Source organism: Bradyrhizobium sp. SZCCT0148, assembly GCF_018129985.1.
Lineage (GTDB): Bacteria > Pseudomonadota > Alphaproteobacteria > Rhizobiales > Xanthobacteraceae > Bradyrhizobium > Bradyrhizobium japonicum_H.
Genome location: NZ_JAFCKT010000008.1, coordinates 173,785 through 190,350 on the forward strand (window position 1 = coordinate 173,785; position 16,566 = coordinate 190,350).

13 protein-coding genes are annotated in these 16,566 nt (G+C 64.2%); 3 read left to right on the plus strand and 10 right to left on the minus strand.

What is annotated here, in order from left to right; all coding sequences use genetic code 11:
- From JQ580_RS23300 to JQ580_RS23330, 7 genes are all read right to left on the minus strand, one after another.
- Positions 1 to 1,284: an acetyl-CoA C-acetyltransferase gene (locus JQ580_RS23300; RefSeq protein WP_212282534.1), complete on the minus strand. Its 1,284-nt coding sequence runs from the start codon at positions 1,282 to 1,284 to the stop codon at positions 1 to 3.
- Positions 1,284 to 3,551 (minus strand): acyl-CoA dehydrogenase, encoded by a 2,268-nt coding sequence (locus tag JQ580_RS23305; protein ID WP_212282535.1) that lies wholly within the window; start codon positions 3,549 to 3,551, stop codon positions 1,284 to 1,286. The genes JQ580_RS23300 and JQ580_RS23305 overlap by 1 nt, the downstream gene beginning before the upstream one ends.
- A gap of 283 nt (positions 3,552 to 3,834) precedes the next feature.
- Complete coding sequence (locus JQ580_RS23310) at positions 3,835 to 4,458, minus strand: flavin reductase family protein (RefSeq protein WP_212282536.1); 624 nt, start codon at positions 4,456 to 4,458, stop codon at positions 3,835 to 3,837.
- An 85-nt stretch (positions 4,459 to 4,543) separates the two neighbouring features.
- The gene (locus JQ580_RS23315; RefSeq protein ID WP_212282537.1) at positions 4,544 to 5,143 is read right to left on the minus strand and encodes a TetR/AcrR family transcriptional regulator; all 600 of its coding nucleotides are present in this window, start codon (positions 5,141 to 5,143) and stop codon (positions 4,544 to 4,546) included.
- A 34-nt stretch (positions 5,144 to 5,177) separates the two neighbouring features.
- A complete protein-coding gene (locus JQ580_RS23320) occupies positions 5,178 to 8,315 on the minus strand; it encodes an efflux RND transporter permease subunit (RefSeq protein WP_212282538.1) in 3,138 nt (1,045 codons plus the stop codon).
- 183 nt (positions 8,316 to 8,498) lie between these two features.
- Positions 8,499 to 9,605, minus strand: coding sequence for an efflux RND transporter periplasmic adaptor subunit (locus JQ580_RS23325; RefSeq protein WP_212282539.1), 1,107 nt, complete (start codon positions 9,603 to 9,605; stop codon positions 8,499 to 8,501).
- A gap of 201 nt (positions 9,606 to 9,806) precedes the next feature.
- Positions 9,807 to 11,138 (minus strand): MFS transporter, encoded by a 1,332-nt coding sequence (locus JQ580_RS23330; RefSeq protein ID WP_212282540.1) that lies wholly within the window; start codon positions 11,136 to 11,138, stop codon positions 9,807 to 9,809.
- Between the two features lie 77 nt (positions 11,139 to 11,215).
- On the opposite strand from JQ580_RS23330, the gene JQ580_RS23335 reads away from it, so the two are divergent.
- Positions 11,216 to 11,662, plus strand: a complete 447-nt coding sequence (locus JQ580_RS23335) for a ribosomal maturation YjgA family protein (RefSeq protein WP_212282625.1) — start codon at positions 11,216 to 11,218, stop codon at positions 11,660 to 11,662.
- A gap of 84 nt (positions 11,663 to 11,746) precedes the next feature.
- On the opposite strand, the gene JQ580_RS23340 is transcribed toward JQ580_RS23335, so the two are convergent.
- Both JQ580_RS23340 and JQ580_RS23345 read right to left on the minus strand, forming a co-directional pair.
- Positions 11,747 to 12,913 carry a winged helix-turn-helix domain-containing protein gene (locus tag JQ580_RS23340; protein WP_212282541.1) on the minus strand — a complete coding sequence of 389 codons (1,167 nt, stop codon included), beginning with the start codon at positions 12,911 to 12,913 and terminating at the stop codon, positions 11,747 to 11,749.
- 113 nt (positions 12,914 to 13,026) lie between these two features.
- Complete coding sequence (locus tag JQ580_RS23345; protein WP_212282542.1) at positions 13,027 to 13,281, minus strand: hypothetical protein; 255 nt, start codon at positions 13,279 to 13,281, stop codon at positions 13,027 to 13,029.
- Positions 13,282 to 13,687: 406 nt separating this feature from the next.
- On the opposite strand from JQ580_RS23345, the gene JQ580_RS23350 reads away from it, so the two are divergent.
- Positions 13,688 to 14,329, plus strand: a complete 642-nt coding sequence (locus tag JQ580_RS23350; RefSeq protein WP_212282543.1) for an OmpA family protein — start codon at positions 13,688 to 13,690, stop codon at positions 14,327 to 14,329.
- Positions 14,330 to 14,380: 51 nt separating this feature from the next.
- Here the strand turns inward: JQ580_RS23350 and JQ580_RS23355 are convergent, their stop codons facing one another.
- Positions 14,381 to 15,739 carry a glycosyltransferase family 39 protein gene (locus JQ580_RS23355; protein WP_249134363.1) on the minus strand — a complete coding sequence of 453 codons (1,359 nt, stop codon included), beginning with the start codon at positions 15,737 to 15,739 and terminating at the stop codon, positions 14,381 to 14,383.
- Positions 15,740 to 15,862: 123 nt separating this feature from the next.
- Here JQ580_RS23355 and JQ580_RS23360 point away from each other — a divergent pair, with 123 nt between their 5' ends.
- Complete coding sequence (locus tag JQ580_RS23360; RefSeq protein WP_212282545.1) at positions 15,863 to 16,564, plus strand: FecR family protein; 702 nt, start codon at positions 15,863 to 15,865, stop codon at positions 16,562 to 16,564.
- The last annotated feature ends 2 nt before the right edge of the window (positions 16,565 to 16,566 follow it).

Sequence of the window (16,566 nt, forward strand, 5' to 3'; positions counted from 1 at the left end):
TCACACCGCCTCGATCAGCATCGCGCCGCCGAGCCCGCCGCCGATGCACTCGGTGGCGACCCCGCGTCGCGTGCCGAGCCGCTTCATCGCGTTGACGAGATGCAGCACGATGCGGTTGCCGGAGGTCCCGACGGGATGGCCGAGCGAGATCGCGCCGCCATCGACGTTGAGCTTGTCACGGTCGATCTCGCCGGCCGCGCCGTCGAGGCCGAGAATCTCGCGGCAGAACTTGTCGTCATTCCAGGCCGCCAGGCAGCCGAGCACCTGCGTCGCGAAGGCTTCGTTCAGCTCCCAGGTCTCGACGTCCTTGATGGTGAGGCCGTTGCGCTGAAGCAGAGGCGTCGCCGACATCACCGGACCGAGTCCCATGATGCTGGGATCGAGCGCGGCCCAGTTGCTGTCGATGATGACGGCCTTCGGCGAAAGCCCGTGCTTTGCGACAGCCGCGTCCGAAGCCAAAATGACCCAGGAGGCGCCGTCGGTGATCTGCGAGGAATTGCCGGCGGTGACCTGCCCCCAGGGACGTTCGAACACCGGTCGCAGCTTTGCCAGCGTCTCGGCCGTTGAATCCGGGCGTACGCCGTCGTCATGGTCGAAGAACTTGCCGTCGCGAGAGAATGCCGTTTCGACCTCGCCCTTGAGAAATCCGGCACCTTGCGCATGCGCGAGCCGGCGATGGCTTTCGGCGGCATAAGCATCGGACTGGGTGCGGGTGATACCGAAGAGATGGCCGACGACCTCGGCGGTCTGGCCCATGTTCAGATCGGTGACGGGGTCGGTCAGTCCGCGCTCGAGGCCGATGATCGGCTTGAGATCGCGCGGACGCAGCTTGAACGCAGCGGCCAGCTTCGCGGCCATGCCCCTGGCGGTGGCAAGGCCGGCGAACCAACGCACGCCGGAGTTCGGCCAAACCAGCGGCGCATGGCTGAGCGCCTCGGTGCCGCCAGCCAAAATCATGTCGGCATGGCCCTCACGGATGTAGCGATAGGCCGTGTCGATCGACTGCATGCCGGAACCGCAATTGATCTGCACGGTAAAGGCGACCATGTCCTCGCCCATGCCGAGCCGGAGCGCGGCGACGCGGGCCGGATTCATCTCGTCCGCAATCACGTTGACGCAACCAAGGATGATCTGGTCGAAGTCAGTGGGCGAGAACGGCTGGCGCGCCAGCAGCGGCCGTCCGCATTGCACGGCAAGGTCCACCGGGGTGAACGGCCCGGGCCCCGACCGCGCCTTCAGAAACGGCGTCCGGCTGCCGTCGACGATGAAAACCGGTCGTGCCATCAGCTCGCTGCTCTCTGCTCACCCAGTTCCTGGAAGAACTGATGCACATCTCCGGTTTTCTTGTAAATCGGCGACAGCGTCTCCGGGGCAAAATCGTCGACCTCAATGACTTTGGTGACCGCTTCGCGAGCGGCGGCAAGCTGTTCACCCTCGGCCTGGCTGATCACGCCCCTGGCGACGGCGTCCTTCCAGTCACTGATGTGCGCGGCGCGCATGCGCTTGGCGATCGCGTCGGTGGCGGTCACCAGCTTGAACGCCTGCTCCAGCCGGGCGAAGCCGCCGTCATCATCGACATGGGCCAGATCCGGCGTGAGGCGTTCGCGCGCGGCCGAGGGCTCCAGCACGATGCCGGCGCATTGGTGCACCACCCGGTCGGAGGGACCGAGCACGCGGGCGCCGAACGGCTGGACCACGAACTTGAGGAAGCCGGCGACGAAGCGATTGGGCAGGTTGGCGAGGATTTCGGCGAACCGGTTCTCGATGGTCTTGAAGCCCGTCGCCATGCACCATTCCAGCGCGGCAAAGTCTTCTTTCTGCCGGCCTTCGTCCTGCCAGCGTTTCAGCGCGGCTGACAGGAGATAAAGTTCAGAGAGGATATCGCCGAAGCGCGCCGACAGCATCTCCTTGCGCTTGAGTGCGCCCCCGAGCGTCAGCAGCGCCATGTCCGCGCAGAGCGCAAATGCCGCCGAATAGCGCGACAGCTGGCGATAGAAGGGCGTGGCGTCGCCCGCATCGGGTGCCAGCGCGAAGGCGCCGAAGGTCCAGCTCCGGCCGAAAGCCCGGAACAGGGTCTGGAAGCTGTGGCCAACATGCTTCCAGAACGTCTTGTCGAAGGCGGTGAGACCACGCTCACGATCGGTGTCGGCCAGCGCATTCATCTCGGCGAGCAGAAAGGGATGTGCGCGGATCGCGCCTTGCCCGAACACGATGAGATTGCGGGTCAGGATGTTGGCGCCCTCGACCGTAATGCCAACGGGGACGGCGCGGTGGAGATTGCCGAGATAGTTTTGTGGACCGTCGATCACGGCCTTGCCGCCATGAATGTCCATGGCGTCGTCGACCGCTGTGCGCATCCGCTCGGTGGCGTGCAGCTTCATGATGCCGGAGATGACGGCGGGGTGAACGCCGGCATTCAGTGCGGCGCAGGTCAGGCGCCGCGCGGCATCCAATTGATAGGCAGTGGCGACGATGCGCGCGAGCGGCTCCTCGACGCCTTCGAACTTGGAGATGGAGATGCCGAACTGTTCGCGGATACGGGCATAGGCACCGGTCGTGCGCGCCGCATAGGCAGCGCCCGCCGCCGAGAGCGACGGCAGCGAGATGCCGCGGCCGGCGGCAAGTGCGGTCATCAGCATCTTCCAGCCCTGTCCCAACCGCTCCTGGCCGCCGATGACGTAATCGAGCGGAATGAAGACGTCGCGGCCCCAATTGGGGCCGTTCTGGAAGACCTGCATCGACGGCAGGTGGCGCTGGCCGATCTCGACACCGGGCAGATTGGTCGGGATCAGCGCGACCGTGATGCCGAGCTCCTCCCGCTGGCCAACGAGATGATCAGGGTCGTAAGCCTTGAAGGCAAGACCCAGCAGTGTCGCGACCGGGCCGAGCGTGATGTAGCGCTTGTGCCAGTTCAGCCTGAGACCGAGGACTTCGCGGCCCTCGAATTCGCCTTTGCAGATAGTGCCGGTGTCGACCATCGAAGCGGCGTCGGAGCCGGCCTCGGGGCTGGTGAGGCCGAAGCAGGGAATGTCACGACCGTCGGCGAGGCGCGGCAGCCAGCGCTCCCGCTGCTCTTTGGTCCCGAAATGCATCAGAAGCTCTCCGGGCCCGAGCGAATTCGGCACCATCACGGTCACCGCCGCGGCGATCGAGCGGGTCGAGATCTTGCGCACGACTTCCGAATGGGCGTAGGGCGAGAACCCGAGGCCGCCGAACTCCTTCGGAATGATCATGCCGAAGAACTTTTCGCGCTTGATGAAGTGCCAGACATCATGCGGCAGATCGCGCAATTCCCAAGAGATCTTCCACTCGTTGAGCATGGCGCAGAGCTCGTCGACGGGACCATTGAGGAAGGCACGCTCCTCCTCAGTCAGTTTGGCCGGCGCAATCTTCAGCAGTTTCGACCAATCGGGGTTGCCGGTAAACAGATCGGCGTCCCACCAGACGTCGCCCGCCTCCAGCGCCTCGCGCTCGGTATCGGACATCGCCGGTAGCACGCCGCGAGCCCAGGAAAATATCGGCTTGGTGATAGTGTCGCGGCGGAAGCTCATGGCTGACCTCATGCATCGGCGCGGTTGGCGGCATTTTAGCGGAAAGTGGCTGGCGGGGGTGAAGACTTCGCCTGCGACATTGACGCGGCCGGGCGGCCGCCCTGGCCAATAACGGCCGGGACGCGGGAGCAGTTCCGGGAGGGGGAATGGGGCTGAATGTCACCGCTGTCATTCCGGGGCGCGCTCTTGGCGCGAGCCCGGATTGCATACTCCCCATCGTGGTTAGGGATTCCGGGCTCGACGCTACGCGTCGCCCCGGAATGACAGGAGAGTTTGGCCGGCCTTAATCCGGCCGGATCATCTCGAACATGTTTTCCGGCTTGATCTCAAAATAGTCCCCGCGGCGGCCGGCGCGGACGATCGGGCGGGCGGCGGCGGTCTGGTAGACGCCGTCCTTGATCATGGCTTTGTCGATGTGGACGGCGACGACCTCGCCCAGCGTCAGCCAGGCATCGGCGTGCTTGCCGTCGGCGCCCTTGAGGCGGACGATGTCGGAGACTTTGCACTCGAAGGCGACGGGACTCTCGCCGACGCGCGGCACATTGACGAGCTTGCCGGGCACGGCGGTGAGGCCCGCGATCTCGAATTCGTCGACCTCAGGCGCGACATGCGCGGCGGTCGCGTTCATGTGCTTGGCGAGGTCCATGGTGGCGAGATTCCAGACGAACTCGCCGGTCTGCTGGATGTTCTCGACCGTGTCCTTCCAATTGGTGGAGGAGAAGCCGATGATCGGCGGCACGTAGCAGAAGGCGTTGAAGAAGCTGTAGGGCGCGAGGTTGACGTGGCCTTTGGTGTCGCGGGAGGAGATCCAGCCGATCGGCCGGGGCGCGATGATGGCGTTGAAGGGATCGTGCTTGAGGCCGTGGCCCTTGGAGGGCTCGTAGAAGTACAGGTCTTTGTCGGTCACGCTGGCTTTCCCCTGCCCGTCATCGTCCGCCACCAGCCGGTCGGCCTGGGGCGTTGGCCTGCTTACAGGAGAAAATCCGTGCCCGTCAGTGGCGCGGCGACAGACCCGCGATGACGAAATCGATCATCTGGTCGATGGTCGGGCCCGGCTTGGTGGCACACTGGGCAATCATCTGGGGGTGGAAGAACCGCATCATCGCGGTACAGGAGCAGAGCGCGGCCAGCTGGAGATCCGGGGCCTCGAAATCCCCCGAGGCGACGCCCTGAGCGATCATCTGGCCGACAAAGCCGCCAATGCACTCCATGTGATTGACGCAAACCTGCCAATCCTCCTGCATCGCGATCTCGACCATCTCGTGCAGCTTGTTGTCGCCGACATAGCGCTCGGTGTTCATCCGATGGATGGTGGTGAGCAGCTCGCGGAAGCGCTCCGGCACCGGACCAGGCTTCGCCACGATCCGCTGCGCCTCGAGCTCGACCTCGCCCATCAAGCTTCGCGCCACCGCCTGATGAATCGCCTTCTTCGATTCGAAGAAGCGATAGACGTTGGCGGGGCTCATCCTGAGCTCCTTGGCGATGTCCCCGACCGTCGTCTTCTGGTATCCGATCTGGCGGAACAGCCGCTCTGCCACCTCGAGAATACGATCCCGGGTGTCGCCTTCGATATGTTCCGCAACCAGTGTCATCTGTCAGGACTCGTTCGCCAGCACTTCATCTCACTTATTCAGCTGCTTCAGCAAGCGGAATTGCCGGATGTTCATCGCTGCCATGCTGCGACGCGGCAGGCTGCTCGGGAGTGCCCGCCTCGTCCAGGCTCTTCCGGAACCAAAGTGCATAGAGGCCCGGCAAATACAGCAGCGTCAGGAAGGTTGCGACGAACAGGCCACCCATGATGGTGATCGCCATCGGGCCCCAGAAGGCCGAACGCGACAGCGGGATCATGGCGAGGATGGCCGCGAGCGCAGTCAGCACCACCGGGCGGGCGCGGCGAACCGTGGCCTCCACGATCGCCTCGCGTCGGGTCAGGCCGTGCGAGACGTCGGTCTCGATCTGGTCGACCAGGATGACCGTGTTGCGCATGATCATGCCGGCAAGCGCGATCAGGCCGAGCAGCGCCACGAAGCCGAACGGGGCGTTGGCGACGTTGAGGCCGAAGGAGGCACCGACGATGCCGAGCGGCGCGGTCAGGAACACCAGGATCAGGCGCGAGAAGCTCTGCAGCTGGATCATCAGCAGCGTCAGCATCACCATGACCATCAGCGGGAAGAGGACGAAGATCGAGGCGTTGCCCTTGGCCGATTCCTCGAACGCGCCGCCCGCCTCGATCCGGTAGGCCGGCTCGAGGTGGTCCTTGATCGCCTTCAGCTTCGGGGTGATCTGGCCCGTGACGTCGGGCGCCTGAACTCCGTCGACCACGTCGGAGCGCACGGTGATCGCCATGTCGCGGTTGCGCCGCCACATGATCGGCTCCTCGTGGGCATACTCGATCTTGGCGACCTGCTGCAGCGGTACGGCAACGCCGTTTCGCGAGGTGATGGTGAGGTCGCCGACACCGCCGAGGTCGAGGCGTTCGGACGGAACCGCACGGGCCACCACGCCGACCTTCTCGATGCCATCACGCACGGTCGTGACCTGCGAGCCCGAGATCAGCAGCGCGAGCGCCTGCGACACGTCCTGCGGGGTCAGGCCCAGGGCGCGGGCACGATCCTGGTCGACGACGAGCTTGAGGTAGGGCGACTGCTCGTTCCAGTCGAGCTGGACATCCTTGACGCTCTTGTTCTGCCGCATGACGTCGCGGACCTGGTAGGCGATCTCGCGCACCTTGTTGGCGTCCGGACCGATCACGCGGAACTGCACGGGGAAACCGACCGGCGGGCCGAAGTTGAAGCGGTCGACGCGAACGCGCGCCTCGGACAGCATGCCGTCCGCAACCGCGTTCTCGATCTTGGCCTTGACGCGCTCGCGCCCTTCGACGCCCTTGGCGACGATGACGATTTCGGCAAAGGCCTCGTTCGGCAGCTGCGGATTGAGGCCGAGCCAGAAGCGCGGCGAGCCCTGGCCGACATAGGACGTGTAGGTCTCGATGTCCTTGTCATCCTTCAACAGCGTCTCGGCCTTCTTCACCGCCTTTTCGGTGACATTGAACGCGGTGCCCTCGGGCAGGCGCAACTGGAAGAACAGCTCGGGGCGCTCCGACAGCGGGAAGAACTGCTGCTGGACATGGCCGAAACCGACGACCGAGGCGATGAAGACGCCAACGGTCGCGACGACCACGGTGATGCGGTGATTGACACACCATTGCACGATGGCGCGCAGGCCCCGGTACATGCGGGTCTCGTAGACCGCATGCGGATCGTGATTGTGGTGCACCGTGATGTTGGGCAGCAGCTTTACGCCGATATAGGGCGTGAAGATCACCGCCACGAACCAGGACGCGACCAGCGCGATCGCCACGATCCAGAAGATGCTGCCGGCATATTCGCCGACCGCGGAATTGGCAAAGCCGATGGGGAGGAAGCCAGCGGCCGTGACCAGCGTTCCCGTGAGCATCGGAAACGCAGTTGATTCCCAGGCAAAGGACGCCGCACGCATGCGGTCCCAGCCCTGCTCCATCTTCACCACCATCATCTCGACGGCGATGATGGCGTCGTCGACGAGCAGGCCGAGCGCGATGATCAGCGCACCGAGCGTGATGCGGTGCAGGTCGAGCGACATCATGTTCATGACGATGAAGACGATGCCGAGCACCAGCGGCACCGACAGCGCGACCACGATTCCGGTACGCCAGCCCAGTGCCAGGAACGAGACAAACAGCACGATGACGAGCGCTTCCATGAAGGAGTGCACGAACTCGCCGACGGCGTGCTCGACCACCTTGGGCTGGTCGGCGATCAGCTTGACGTCGATGCCCTGCGGCACCGCCTTCATGAAATCGGCCGTCGCCTTCTCGACCTCCTTGCCGAGTTCGAGGATGTTGGCGCCCTTGGCGGTGACGACGCCGATGCCGATCGCGGCCTTGCCTTCCTGACGGACGACGAAGCTCGGCGGATCGACATAGCCATGGGTGACGGTGGCGATGTCGCCGAGGCGGAACACGCGGCCATTGCTCTCGACGGGCGTCTCGGCCACCGCCTTGGCACCGTCGAGCGCGCCGGTGACGCGCAGCGGCACGCGCTGCGAGGAGGTTTCGACCGTTCCGGCCGGCGTCACGTTGTTCTGCTTGGCTAGCGAGTCGAACAGCGCCTGCGGGGTGATGCCGAGGGTGGCGAGCTTGGCGTGGGAGAACTCGACGAAGATGCGCTCGTCCTGATTGCCGTAGACGTCGACCTTGGTCACGCCCGGCACCTTGAGGAGGCGCTGGCGGAAGCCTTCGGAAACCTTCTTGAGCTGGGCGTAATCGGCGCCGTCGCCGGTCATCATGTAGAGGATGGAATCGACGTCGGAGAATTCGTCGTTGACGACGGGACCCAGAATGCCCGACGGCAACTGGCCCTGCACGTCGGCGAGTTTCTTGCGCAGAAGATAGAAGAGATAAGGCACGTCCTTCGGCGGCGTGGAATCGCGGAAGGTGACCTGGAGCGCGGTGAAGGCGGGCTTGGAATAGGTCTGCACCTTCTCGAAATAGGGCAGCTCCTGGATCTTCTTCTCGATGGGATCGGCGACCTGGGTCTGCATTTCCTGCGCGGTCGCGCCCGGCCAGATCACGGAGACGTTGACCACCTTCACCGTGAAGAACGGATCCTCGGCTCGGCCGAGCTTCTCATAGGAGAAGAAGCCGGCGACGCCGAGTATGATCATCAGGAAGAGAACCAGCGTCGGATGGCTGACGGCCCAGGCCGAAAGGTTGAAGCGCTTCATCGCTCTCTCCGAAAAGACGATCCAATTGCCAAAACAACGACAGCCACTCAGTTCAAACCGTCATCGCGAGGCAGCGAAGCAATCCAGGGGGCTGGGCAGGTTCTGGATCGCTTCGCCGCTTCAGCCTTCGCATTTGCGCTCGGGCCGAAACTCACCTCACACGACGAACTCAAAAAGCGAGATTCAAAAGGACAGTGACGAGACGACCCGCACCCGCTGGCCCGGATCGAGCTTCTGCACACCGAGGGCAACGATCTTCGCGCCCTCTTCCACACCGCCGGTGATGACGACGTCGTTGCTCTCGTAGGACTTCACCGCAACGGGCTTCAGCGTGAGCGCGCCGTTGTCGTCGACGACATAGAAGGACGGCTTGCCGCCTTCGTTGAACAATGCCGACAACGGCAACCGCGCGACGCGCTCGGTGGCGGCGTCCGACAGCGTCAGCGTCGCGGTCATGCCGAGCGCGACCTTGTCGTCGGCCTCCGGCAGCGAGAATTTTGCAAGATAGGTGCGCGTGGCCGGATCGGCCGTCGGCGCGATCTCGCGGAGCTTGGCCGCGTATTTCTTGCCCGGCTCCGACCAAAGAGTGACGCTGGCGACGCCCGATTTGGCACGTCCGACCAGCGTCTCAGGAATCGCGACGACCGCCTCCTTTTCGGCAAAGCGGGCGACGCGGATCGAGGTCTGGCCTGCGGCAACCACCTGGCCCGGCTCGATCAGCGTTGCGGTGACGACGCCACGGGCGTCGGCGTTGAGCGTCGCGTAGGAAAGGGAATTCTTGGTCAACTCGACCGACCGCTCGGCCCGGTTCAGGCGCGCGCGGGCCTCATCGGCGGACGCACGGCTCTGATCGAGCTGGGCGTCGGTGGTCCAGCCCTTGGCCTTCAGATCCTTGGCGCGCTGCTCGGCGGCGGCAGCCTGGGCCAGCACGCCGGTCGCGGCGGTCAGCTCGGCGACCGACTGCTCGGCCTGGAGCTTCAGATCGACCTCGTCGAGGGTCGCAAGCGGCTGGCCGATCTCGACGGTCTGGCCGACTTCCACGAGCCGCTTGGCGACCTTGCCGGCGACGCGGAAGCCAAGATCGCTCTCGATCCGGGGCCTGACGGTGCCGACGAAGCTGCGCTCGGGAGTCTCGGAATCATAATGCGCGGTTGCGACCAGAACCGGCCGCGGCGGCTCGGCCTTCTCGGCCACAGTGTCATTGCATCCGGCAAGGCTCGCCGCCATCAGGGCCAGCGACACGCCTGCCAACAGCCTGGAATAGCTCGACAAAACAGACCGGACGAACATCGAAGGACACTCCTGCTCTCGAATGGGAGGAATGTCGACTAATCACTGATAAAAGTCAATAATCATCAGTCATCAGGAAGGCGTGATCGTTAAAGGGTGGTAAGAGTCGAAAGTACCATAGGTCAGCTAGGTGCCCTGATCGGGCAGAGCACGGGTCCGTAGCCTGGATCATCCAGGCTACGCGCCGGCGGGGTTTGCCCTCTACCGCCCCTGCTCGACAAACTCGTGCTTGCTGTCGTGGCCGCCGACGAACACCAGAATGCCGGCGAGCAGAGGCAGCACGGCGAGCACCAGCAGGCCGGTCGAGGTCTGGCCCGTGGCTTCCTTGACCCAGCCGATCAGGTAAGGGCCCCCGAAGCCGGCGAGGTTGCCGATCGAATTGATCAGGGCAATGGCGCCGGCGGCCGCGGTGCCGGAGAGCCAGGCGGTCGGCAGCGTCCAGAACACGCCGAAACAGCAGAACACGCCGATCGCGGCCACCGTCAGCACCACCATCGTCATGGTCGGGTCGGTGAGATAGCTGGAGACGGCGAGCGCGACGGCGGTGAGCAGCAGTGGCGCGCCGACATGCTTCACGCGTTCGCGCGTGGCATCGGAATGCCGCGCCCACAGGATCATGGCGATGGTGCCGAACAGATACGGGATCGCGGTGACGAAGCCGGTCTGCGCGTTGGTCAGCCCGAAGGCCTTGACGATCTGCGGCAGCCAGAATTGCATGCCGTAGAGTGCGCCGACGAAGCCGAAATAGATCAGGCTGAGCGCGATCACCTTCGGCGAGGACAAGGCCTCGCCGAGCGACAGGTGCGTCACCGCCTGCTTGGCCGCGATTTCCGAATCGAGCTTCGCCTTCAGCCACGCCTTCTGCTCGGCCGACAGCCAATCCGCCTTCTCCGGCTTGTCGGTGAGATAGAACCAGGTGACGATGCCGAGCAGCACCGAGGGAATGCCTTCGATGATGAAGAGCCACTGCCAGCCCTTCAGGCCCATTGCGCCGTCGAGCCCAAGCAGCAGGCCCGAGATCGGCGCACCGATCACGGTCGAGACCGGCACGGCGATGGCGAAGGCCGCAAGGAAGCGGGCGCGATATTCGGCCGGATACCAATAGGTGAGATAGAGGATGATGCCGGGAAAGAAGCCGGCCTCGGCGACGCCGAGCAGGAATCGCAGGACGTAGAAGCTGGTGACGCCGCTCGTCAGCGCCATCAGCGCCGAGATGATGCCCCAGGTCACCATGATGCGGGCGATCCAGCGGCTGGCGCCGAATTTCTCGAGCGCCAGATTGCTCGGCACCTCGAAGATGAAATAGCCGATGAAGAAGATGCCGGCGCCCCAGGAAAAGATCAGCGGCGTGAACTTCAGCTCGGCATTCATGGTCAGGGCGGCGAAGCCGAGATTGACGCGGTCGAGATAGGAGAAGAAGTAGGCCAGCACCAAGAACGGAATCAGGCGCCAGGAGATGGCGCGGATCGTCGAGGTCTCGATGTCCGATTTGTTGGCGCCGGCGGAACCGGCATAGGTGGTGGTCTGGCTCATGGCTTCCCCCGGCTTGTTGCTTTTATGGGCTGGTTGCGGTTTTGAGCATCGCGGCCAAAGAGTCAATGGAGCAAGCAATGCACGGGACGCAGCCGGATAAACCTGTTGCGCCGTTGCGGACATCGCTGATCCGCGCCGCCCTCGCGCTCGCGGTGATCGCCTGCGGACTGTTCCTGCGCTGGTACGGCTTTCCGATCGGCCTGCCTGCGTTCATCGTGAAGTATGGCGGCTCACTGCTGTGGGCGACGATGGTATTTCTGCTGGTCGGAGTTTTGCTGAGACGGCTCACGCGGACTCAGATGGCGGCGGTCGCGGCGATGATCGCCGTCGTCGTCGAGTTCTCCCGCCTGGTGCACGCGCCCTGGCTCGATGCGTTCCGGCTGACCACGGCTGGAGCACTGCTGCTCGGGCGTATCTTCTCGCTGTGGAATCTGGTGGCCTACGCGGCCGGGATTGCGTTCGGCGCTTGGATCGATCGAGTTGCAAAAATGCGTGGTCTCGGAGCGTGGGCAAAGGTGCCCTAGCGCCGTGCCCACGTCTTCTCATCGCATGGGCAAGACGTGGGCACGCTACGCTTTGTCCATCCTACGAGACCGGTGCCTTGCAACTCACTCCGCCAATTGAAACCGCTCGAAACGATCGAGTTCCTCCTCGATCTTCAGCTTGAGCTCCTTGCGCCCCGCCGTCTTCCTGCCCTGACCCACCCAGGTCCATTTCTGCATCAGCAGCTTCTTCACCTGCCGATCGGTCTTCAGATCGAGCGCGGCGACGATCTCGTCGCCGACCAGCACCGGCAGCGCGAAATAGCCGAGCTTGCGTTTGGCCTTCGGCACATAGGCCTCGAACAGGTGGTTGTAACCGAAGATGAGATTGGTGCGCTTGCGCTGGATGATCAGGGGATCGAACGGCGAGAGGATGTGAACGAGATCGGGCGAGACCGCCTCGCCCTTCGCCTCGAGCGCGGCCGGCGCTGCCCAATGCTCCTGCTTGCCGGCACCTTCGATCGCGACGGGCACCAGCTCGCCGCGGCGGACGCGGGAGGCGATCAGGCCGGCCACCGCCTTCTTGCGCGGCGCGTCGAGGTGGCAGATCGAATCCAGGCTCACCACGCCCTGCGACCGCAGGGCGCGGTCGAGCAGATAGGCCGTGATCTCCCTCGCCGACGCCGGCTTCGGCAGCTTGTCCCAGCCGAAATGCCGCGTCATCAGCTCGTAGGTCTTGAGCATGCCCCGTCGCTCGCTGATGGTCACGGCGCCCGTGTAGAAGGCGAGCTGCAACGCCCGCTTCGAGGGCTTGCGGCTCTGCCACAGATGCTCCTTCTCGGTGAGCACGTCGTCCTCGATATCGCGGATCGTCAGCGGCCCGGCACGCACCAGCCGCATCACCTTGCGCATGTCCGACGGCTTCACCGAGGCGAACCATTTGTGTCCTTCGCGGCGATGCTCGCGCATCGCCGGCAGGAAGAAACGGAAGTCGACGGCGGGCACGTAGGACAGCGCATGCGTCCAATACTCGAACACGCTTCTGTCGGCGCTCTGGGCGTGGCGCAGATCGGCGCGCCGGTAGGACGGGATACGGCTGAACAAGATGTGATGGTGGCAGCGCTCGATGACGTTGATGGTATCGATCTGCACGTAGCCGAGATGGGCGACCGCATCCGCGACGGCCCGTGCTCCCTCGCCGAACGGGGAACGCTCATCCAGCCGCTGGGCATGCAGCCAGATCTGTCGGGCCTGTGTCGTGGTGAGGGGAAGCGGTCTGGGCGCGCGTGACATTGCGGAAGACAATGTAGCGGGATTCGCGCGAGGGGAAAGAACCGGACTGGAACCTAGAACGAAAAAGCCGCGCTGCCATCTGCTGACAGCGCGGCCGTTCGAAGCGGCGAGGCCTACTTCGCCATCATGGCCTTCTGCGACTTCATGTAGTGCATGCAGGCGCTCTTCATCTTGCCATTGCTCATGTCGGTGTTGGCCATGGCCATTTCCTTGTTCGCCGCCATCTTGGCCGGCGTGTCGGGGGTGCCGCCCATCATCGCGGCGGATTTCATCATATTGTCCTTGGTGCACGCCATTATCGCGGCGGAGGCGGGGGACAGCGAAAAGGTGAACGCGACAAAGGCTGCGGCCGTGAGCAAGGTCTTCATCGAAAAGTCTCCTCCGTAAAACGAAGCCGGCATCATGCCGGCCGTCGCAGTTACGTATTCTCTCGCGCCGACGTTTCGCGGAGAAGACAATTTTCTTGCTGCGGTGCAATGACGGAACTGCCGCGGCCAAGGTCAGCGCAACTTGACGATTTCAATCACACCGGGACCGCAGCCGCTTGAACCCGCGCCGCGGCGCGGGCGACCACTCCTATTGGTCCGACCGGCCCCGCCCCCGCGCGTAACCGCGAAACGCGCCGGTCCGCCGTCCGGAACGCCCGGAAATGCTCCAGGATCGGCTTTGTGGCCGGGCTGTTGCCACCGTGACCAACATCACATCAGGACCTTTGAACCTGCTCTAGGCTCGCAGCATCAAATCGCTATCAGGCGAAACCGCGAGGATACGACAATGACCCGTTTTGATAAGTTCTTTGGACTGAAGGCGATAACTCTCTCCGCCGCGCTGTCGATGACGGCGGGCCTGGCTTTGGCCGGTGACAACAACGTCTCCACAGGCCAGATCCTGGATGCACTGAAGCCGAAGCCGGCGACCCGCGGCCTGTCCGTCGGTCCGCAGGCCGATCCGTCGGTGCAGGCCAAGGAATCGACATTCCTCAACACCGTGCGCAACCGGTCGACCCGCTCGCTCTCGACCGGTGAGCGCGAGCAGATTGCCGAGCTCGCCGCGACCAAGCCGAAGATCGATCTGGAGATCCAGTTCGATTACAACTCGGCCGATATCGCCAAGACCTCGGTGCCCGCGGTGCAGGCCCTCGGCAAGGCGCTGTCCGATCCGGCGCTCAAGGGCTCGACCTTCGTCGTCGCCGGCCACACCGACGCGACCGGCGGCGAAGAGTACAATCAGGGTCTCTCCGAGCGCCGCGCCGACACCATCAAGAAGTACCTGGTGCAGAACTACGGCCTCAACGGCACCGATCTCGTCACCGTCGGCTACGGCAAGACCAAGCTGAAGGATACCGCCAACGGCGCCGACCCGATCAACCGCCGCGTCCAGGTCGTGAACATGGACACCAAGACCGCGTCCAAGTGATCAGCTAAAAATTGCGAAACACGCCGCCTGCCTCCCCGGCAGGCGGCGACGTCATATCCAGCTCTGGAACAGCATCAGCCGGCCGAAGCTCCGCATCGTTGTGCCGACGAAGGCTGCCGAGATCGGCAGCATGACCGCAAAACCGATCGCGGCGGTTCCGACATAGGCCCAGAGCAGCCAGCGCGGCAGCCCGTCCCGGCGCAGCACGTAGACCAGCGCAAGCGATGCCGCAGTCGCAGCGGGCAGATAGTAATAGATGAAGCCCAGCGTGCGCGGCAGCAACGCCCAGGCGAGCCAGGGACCAAAATAGAACGCCGCGATCAGGAACGCATCCCAGCGGCGTAGCACGATGAAATCGCGCAGCACGAACGCGAGCGCGAGCAGAGCCGGCCACAGCACCAGCGGATTGCCGAGGAAGACGATCGCGGAGATGTTGTCCTCCCCCGTCTTGTCGAACAGGAACCACACCGGGCGTGCGAGCAGCGGCCAGGATGGCCACGCGCTCATATAGGTGTGGCCGGCGATCGCGGTCGTGGTGTTGTCGGCAAAGATGCGGCGCTGCGCCTCGATCAGATCCGGCAACGACATCCCGTAGAGTGGAACGAAAGCCGCAAGATATGTCATCGCCGGCAGGACGGCGAAGCAAAGTGCCACATGATGCGGCCGCAAGCCGGGCCACAGGTCCGGCCGGTACCAGTCGTCCGGCTTCGCGTCGGCGAACAGCGTGCGCCAGCCCTGCATCAGGCGGATCACTGAGACAATGACGATGCAGGCGCCGAGCGGAAACAGGCCGCTCCATTTGCAGGCCGCCGACAGGCCGAACAGGCTCCCCGCAAGCGCGAACAGCGCCTGCGGCCGCTCGCGTCTGAAACCATGCATGAAGGCCGCGGTCGCAAGCAGACCGAAGCCGAGCGCAAAGATGTCGAGCATGGCGATGCGCGCCTGCACGTAGAGCATCTGGTTGAGCGCTGCGATCAGCGCCGCGGCGATTGCAGGCCCCTGCGCGGAGAACAGCGCGAGGCCGCACAGATAGATCGCGACGATCGCCAATGCCCCGAACAACGTCGCGGGATAACGCCAGCCAAGCGCGTTGTCGCCGAAGGCCGCGATCGAGACCGCGATCAGCTCCTTGGCCAGCGGCGGATGCATCGGATTGAGCATCGGCTGCGACATCACGGGGGCCAGCATCTGCCGTGCTGCCGGCACGTAGTGCACCTCGTCGAAGACGAACTTGTCCGGCGTCGTCAGTCCGATCAGCAACGCGAGATGGGCAGCTAGGAAAATAGCGACAGCAACCACTGTGCTTCGCGACACTGTTGGAACTGCTGGCCGTTCGAGCGGCTGCTGTGGGGATATTTTGCGTGGCAAATTTGCGTCACCGCGGACAAAAATAAGGATCGCATTTTTCATTGAACGCATTCCGCAGCGGCTGTCACTAAGCATAACGCACGTCTGCGCCGCTTGTGATAAATTCGCCACATCAGAAGCGCGCGCGATCCGGTACGATCAGGGGACACATCGATCGGTTGTGAAATGAATTTGCGTTTCTGGCTTTTCTCCATCCTGTTATCGGCCGCATTGTGCGTGGCGCCTGTTGCGTCGGCGCAGACGCGTGTCGGCGAAGCCGTCGTGATCCAGAACGAAGTGGTTCGCGTGGCGGCGAAGGCCACTCCGATCAGTGTCGGCGACAGCATGCTGCGCGACGAGACAGTGCGCACCGGCGCCGACAGCGCCGCGCGCTTCGTCATGGCCGACAGCACCAATCTGTCGCTGGGACCCAGCGCCACGCTCAAGCTCGACCGCACCGTCTTCAACGACGAGCACAGCTATCGCGACGTTGCGATCCGCATGACCACCGGCGCGTTCCGGTTCGTCACCGGCCATTCCGAGAAGACCGCCTACAAGATCACGACGCCGCTTGCCACCATCGGCGTACGCGGCACCACGCTCGACATCCTCTCGCAGCGCGGACGCTCCGTCGTCGTGCTTCAGGACGGTGCGGCGAGCGTCTGCACGACGAGCTCCCAGTGCGTGCAGCTGACCCAGCCGGGCGACACCGCAATCATCACATCGACCGGTGGCAAGGTCTCGATCACCAAGACCAACACACCGCCCTGGACCTTTGCCGCGAACTGCGCCGCAAGCGCAGGACTTTGCGCGGTGAACCAATATGCCGGCGCCTCGCCGACCATCACGCCGGCCGTCCAGGAAGACGGCATGCTGTGCGGGCGCTGACG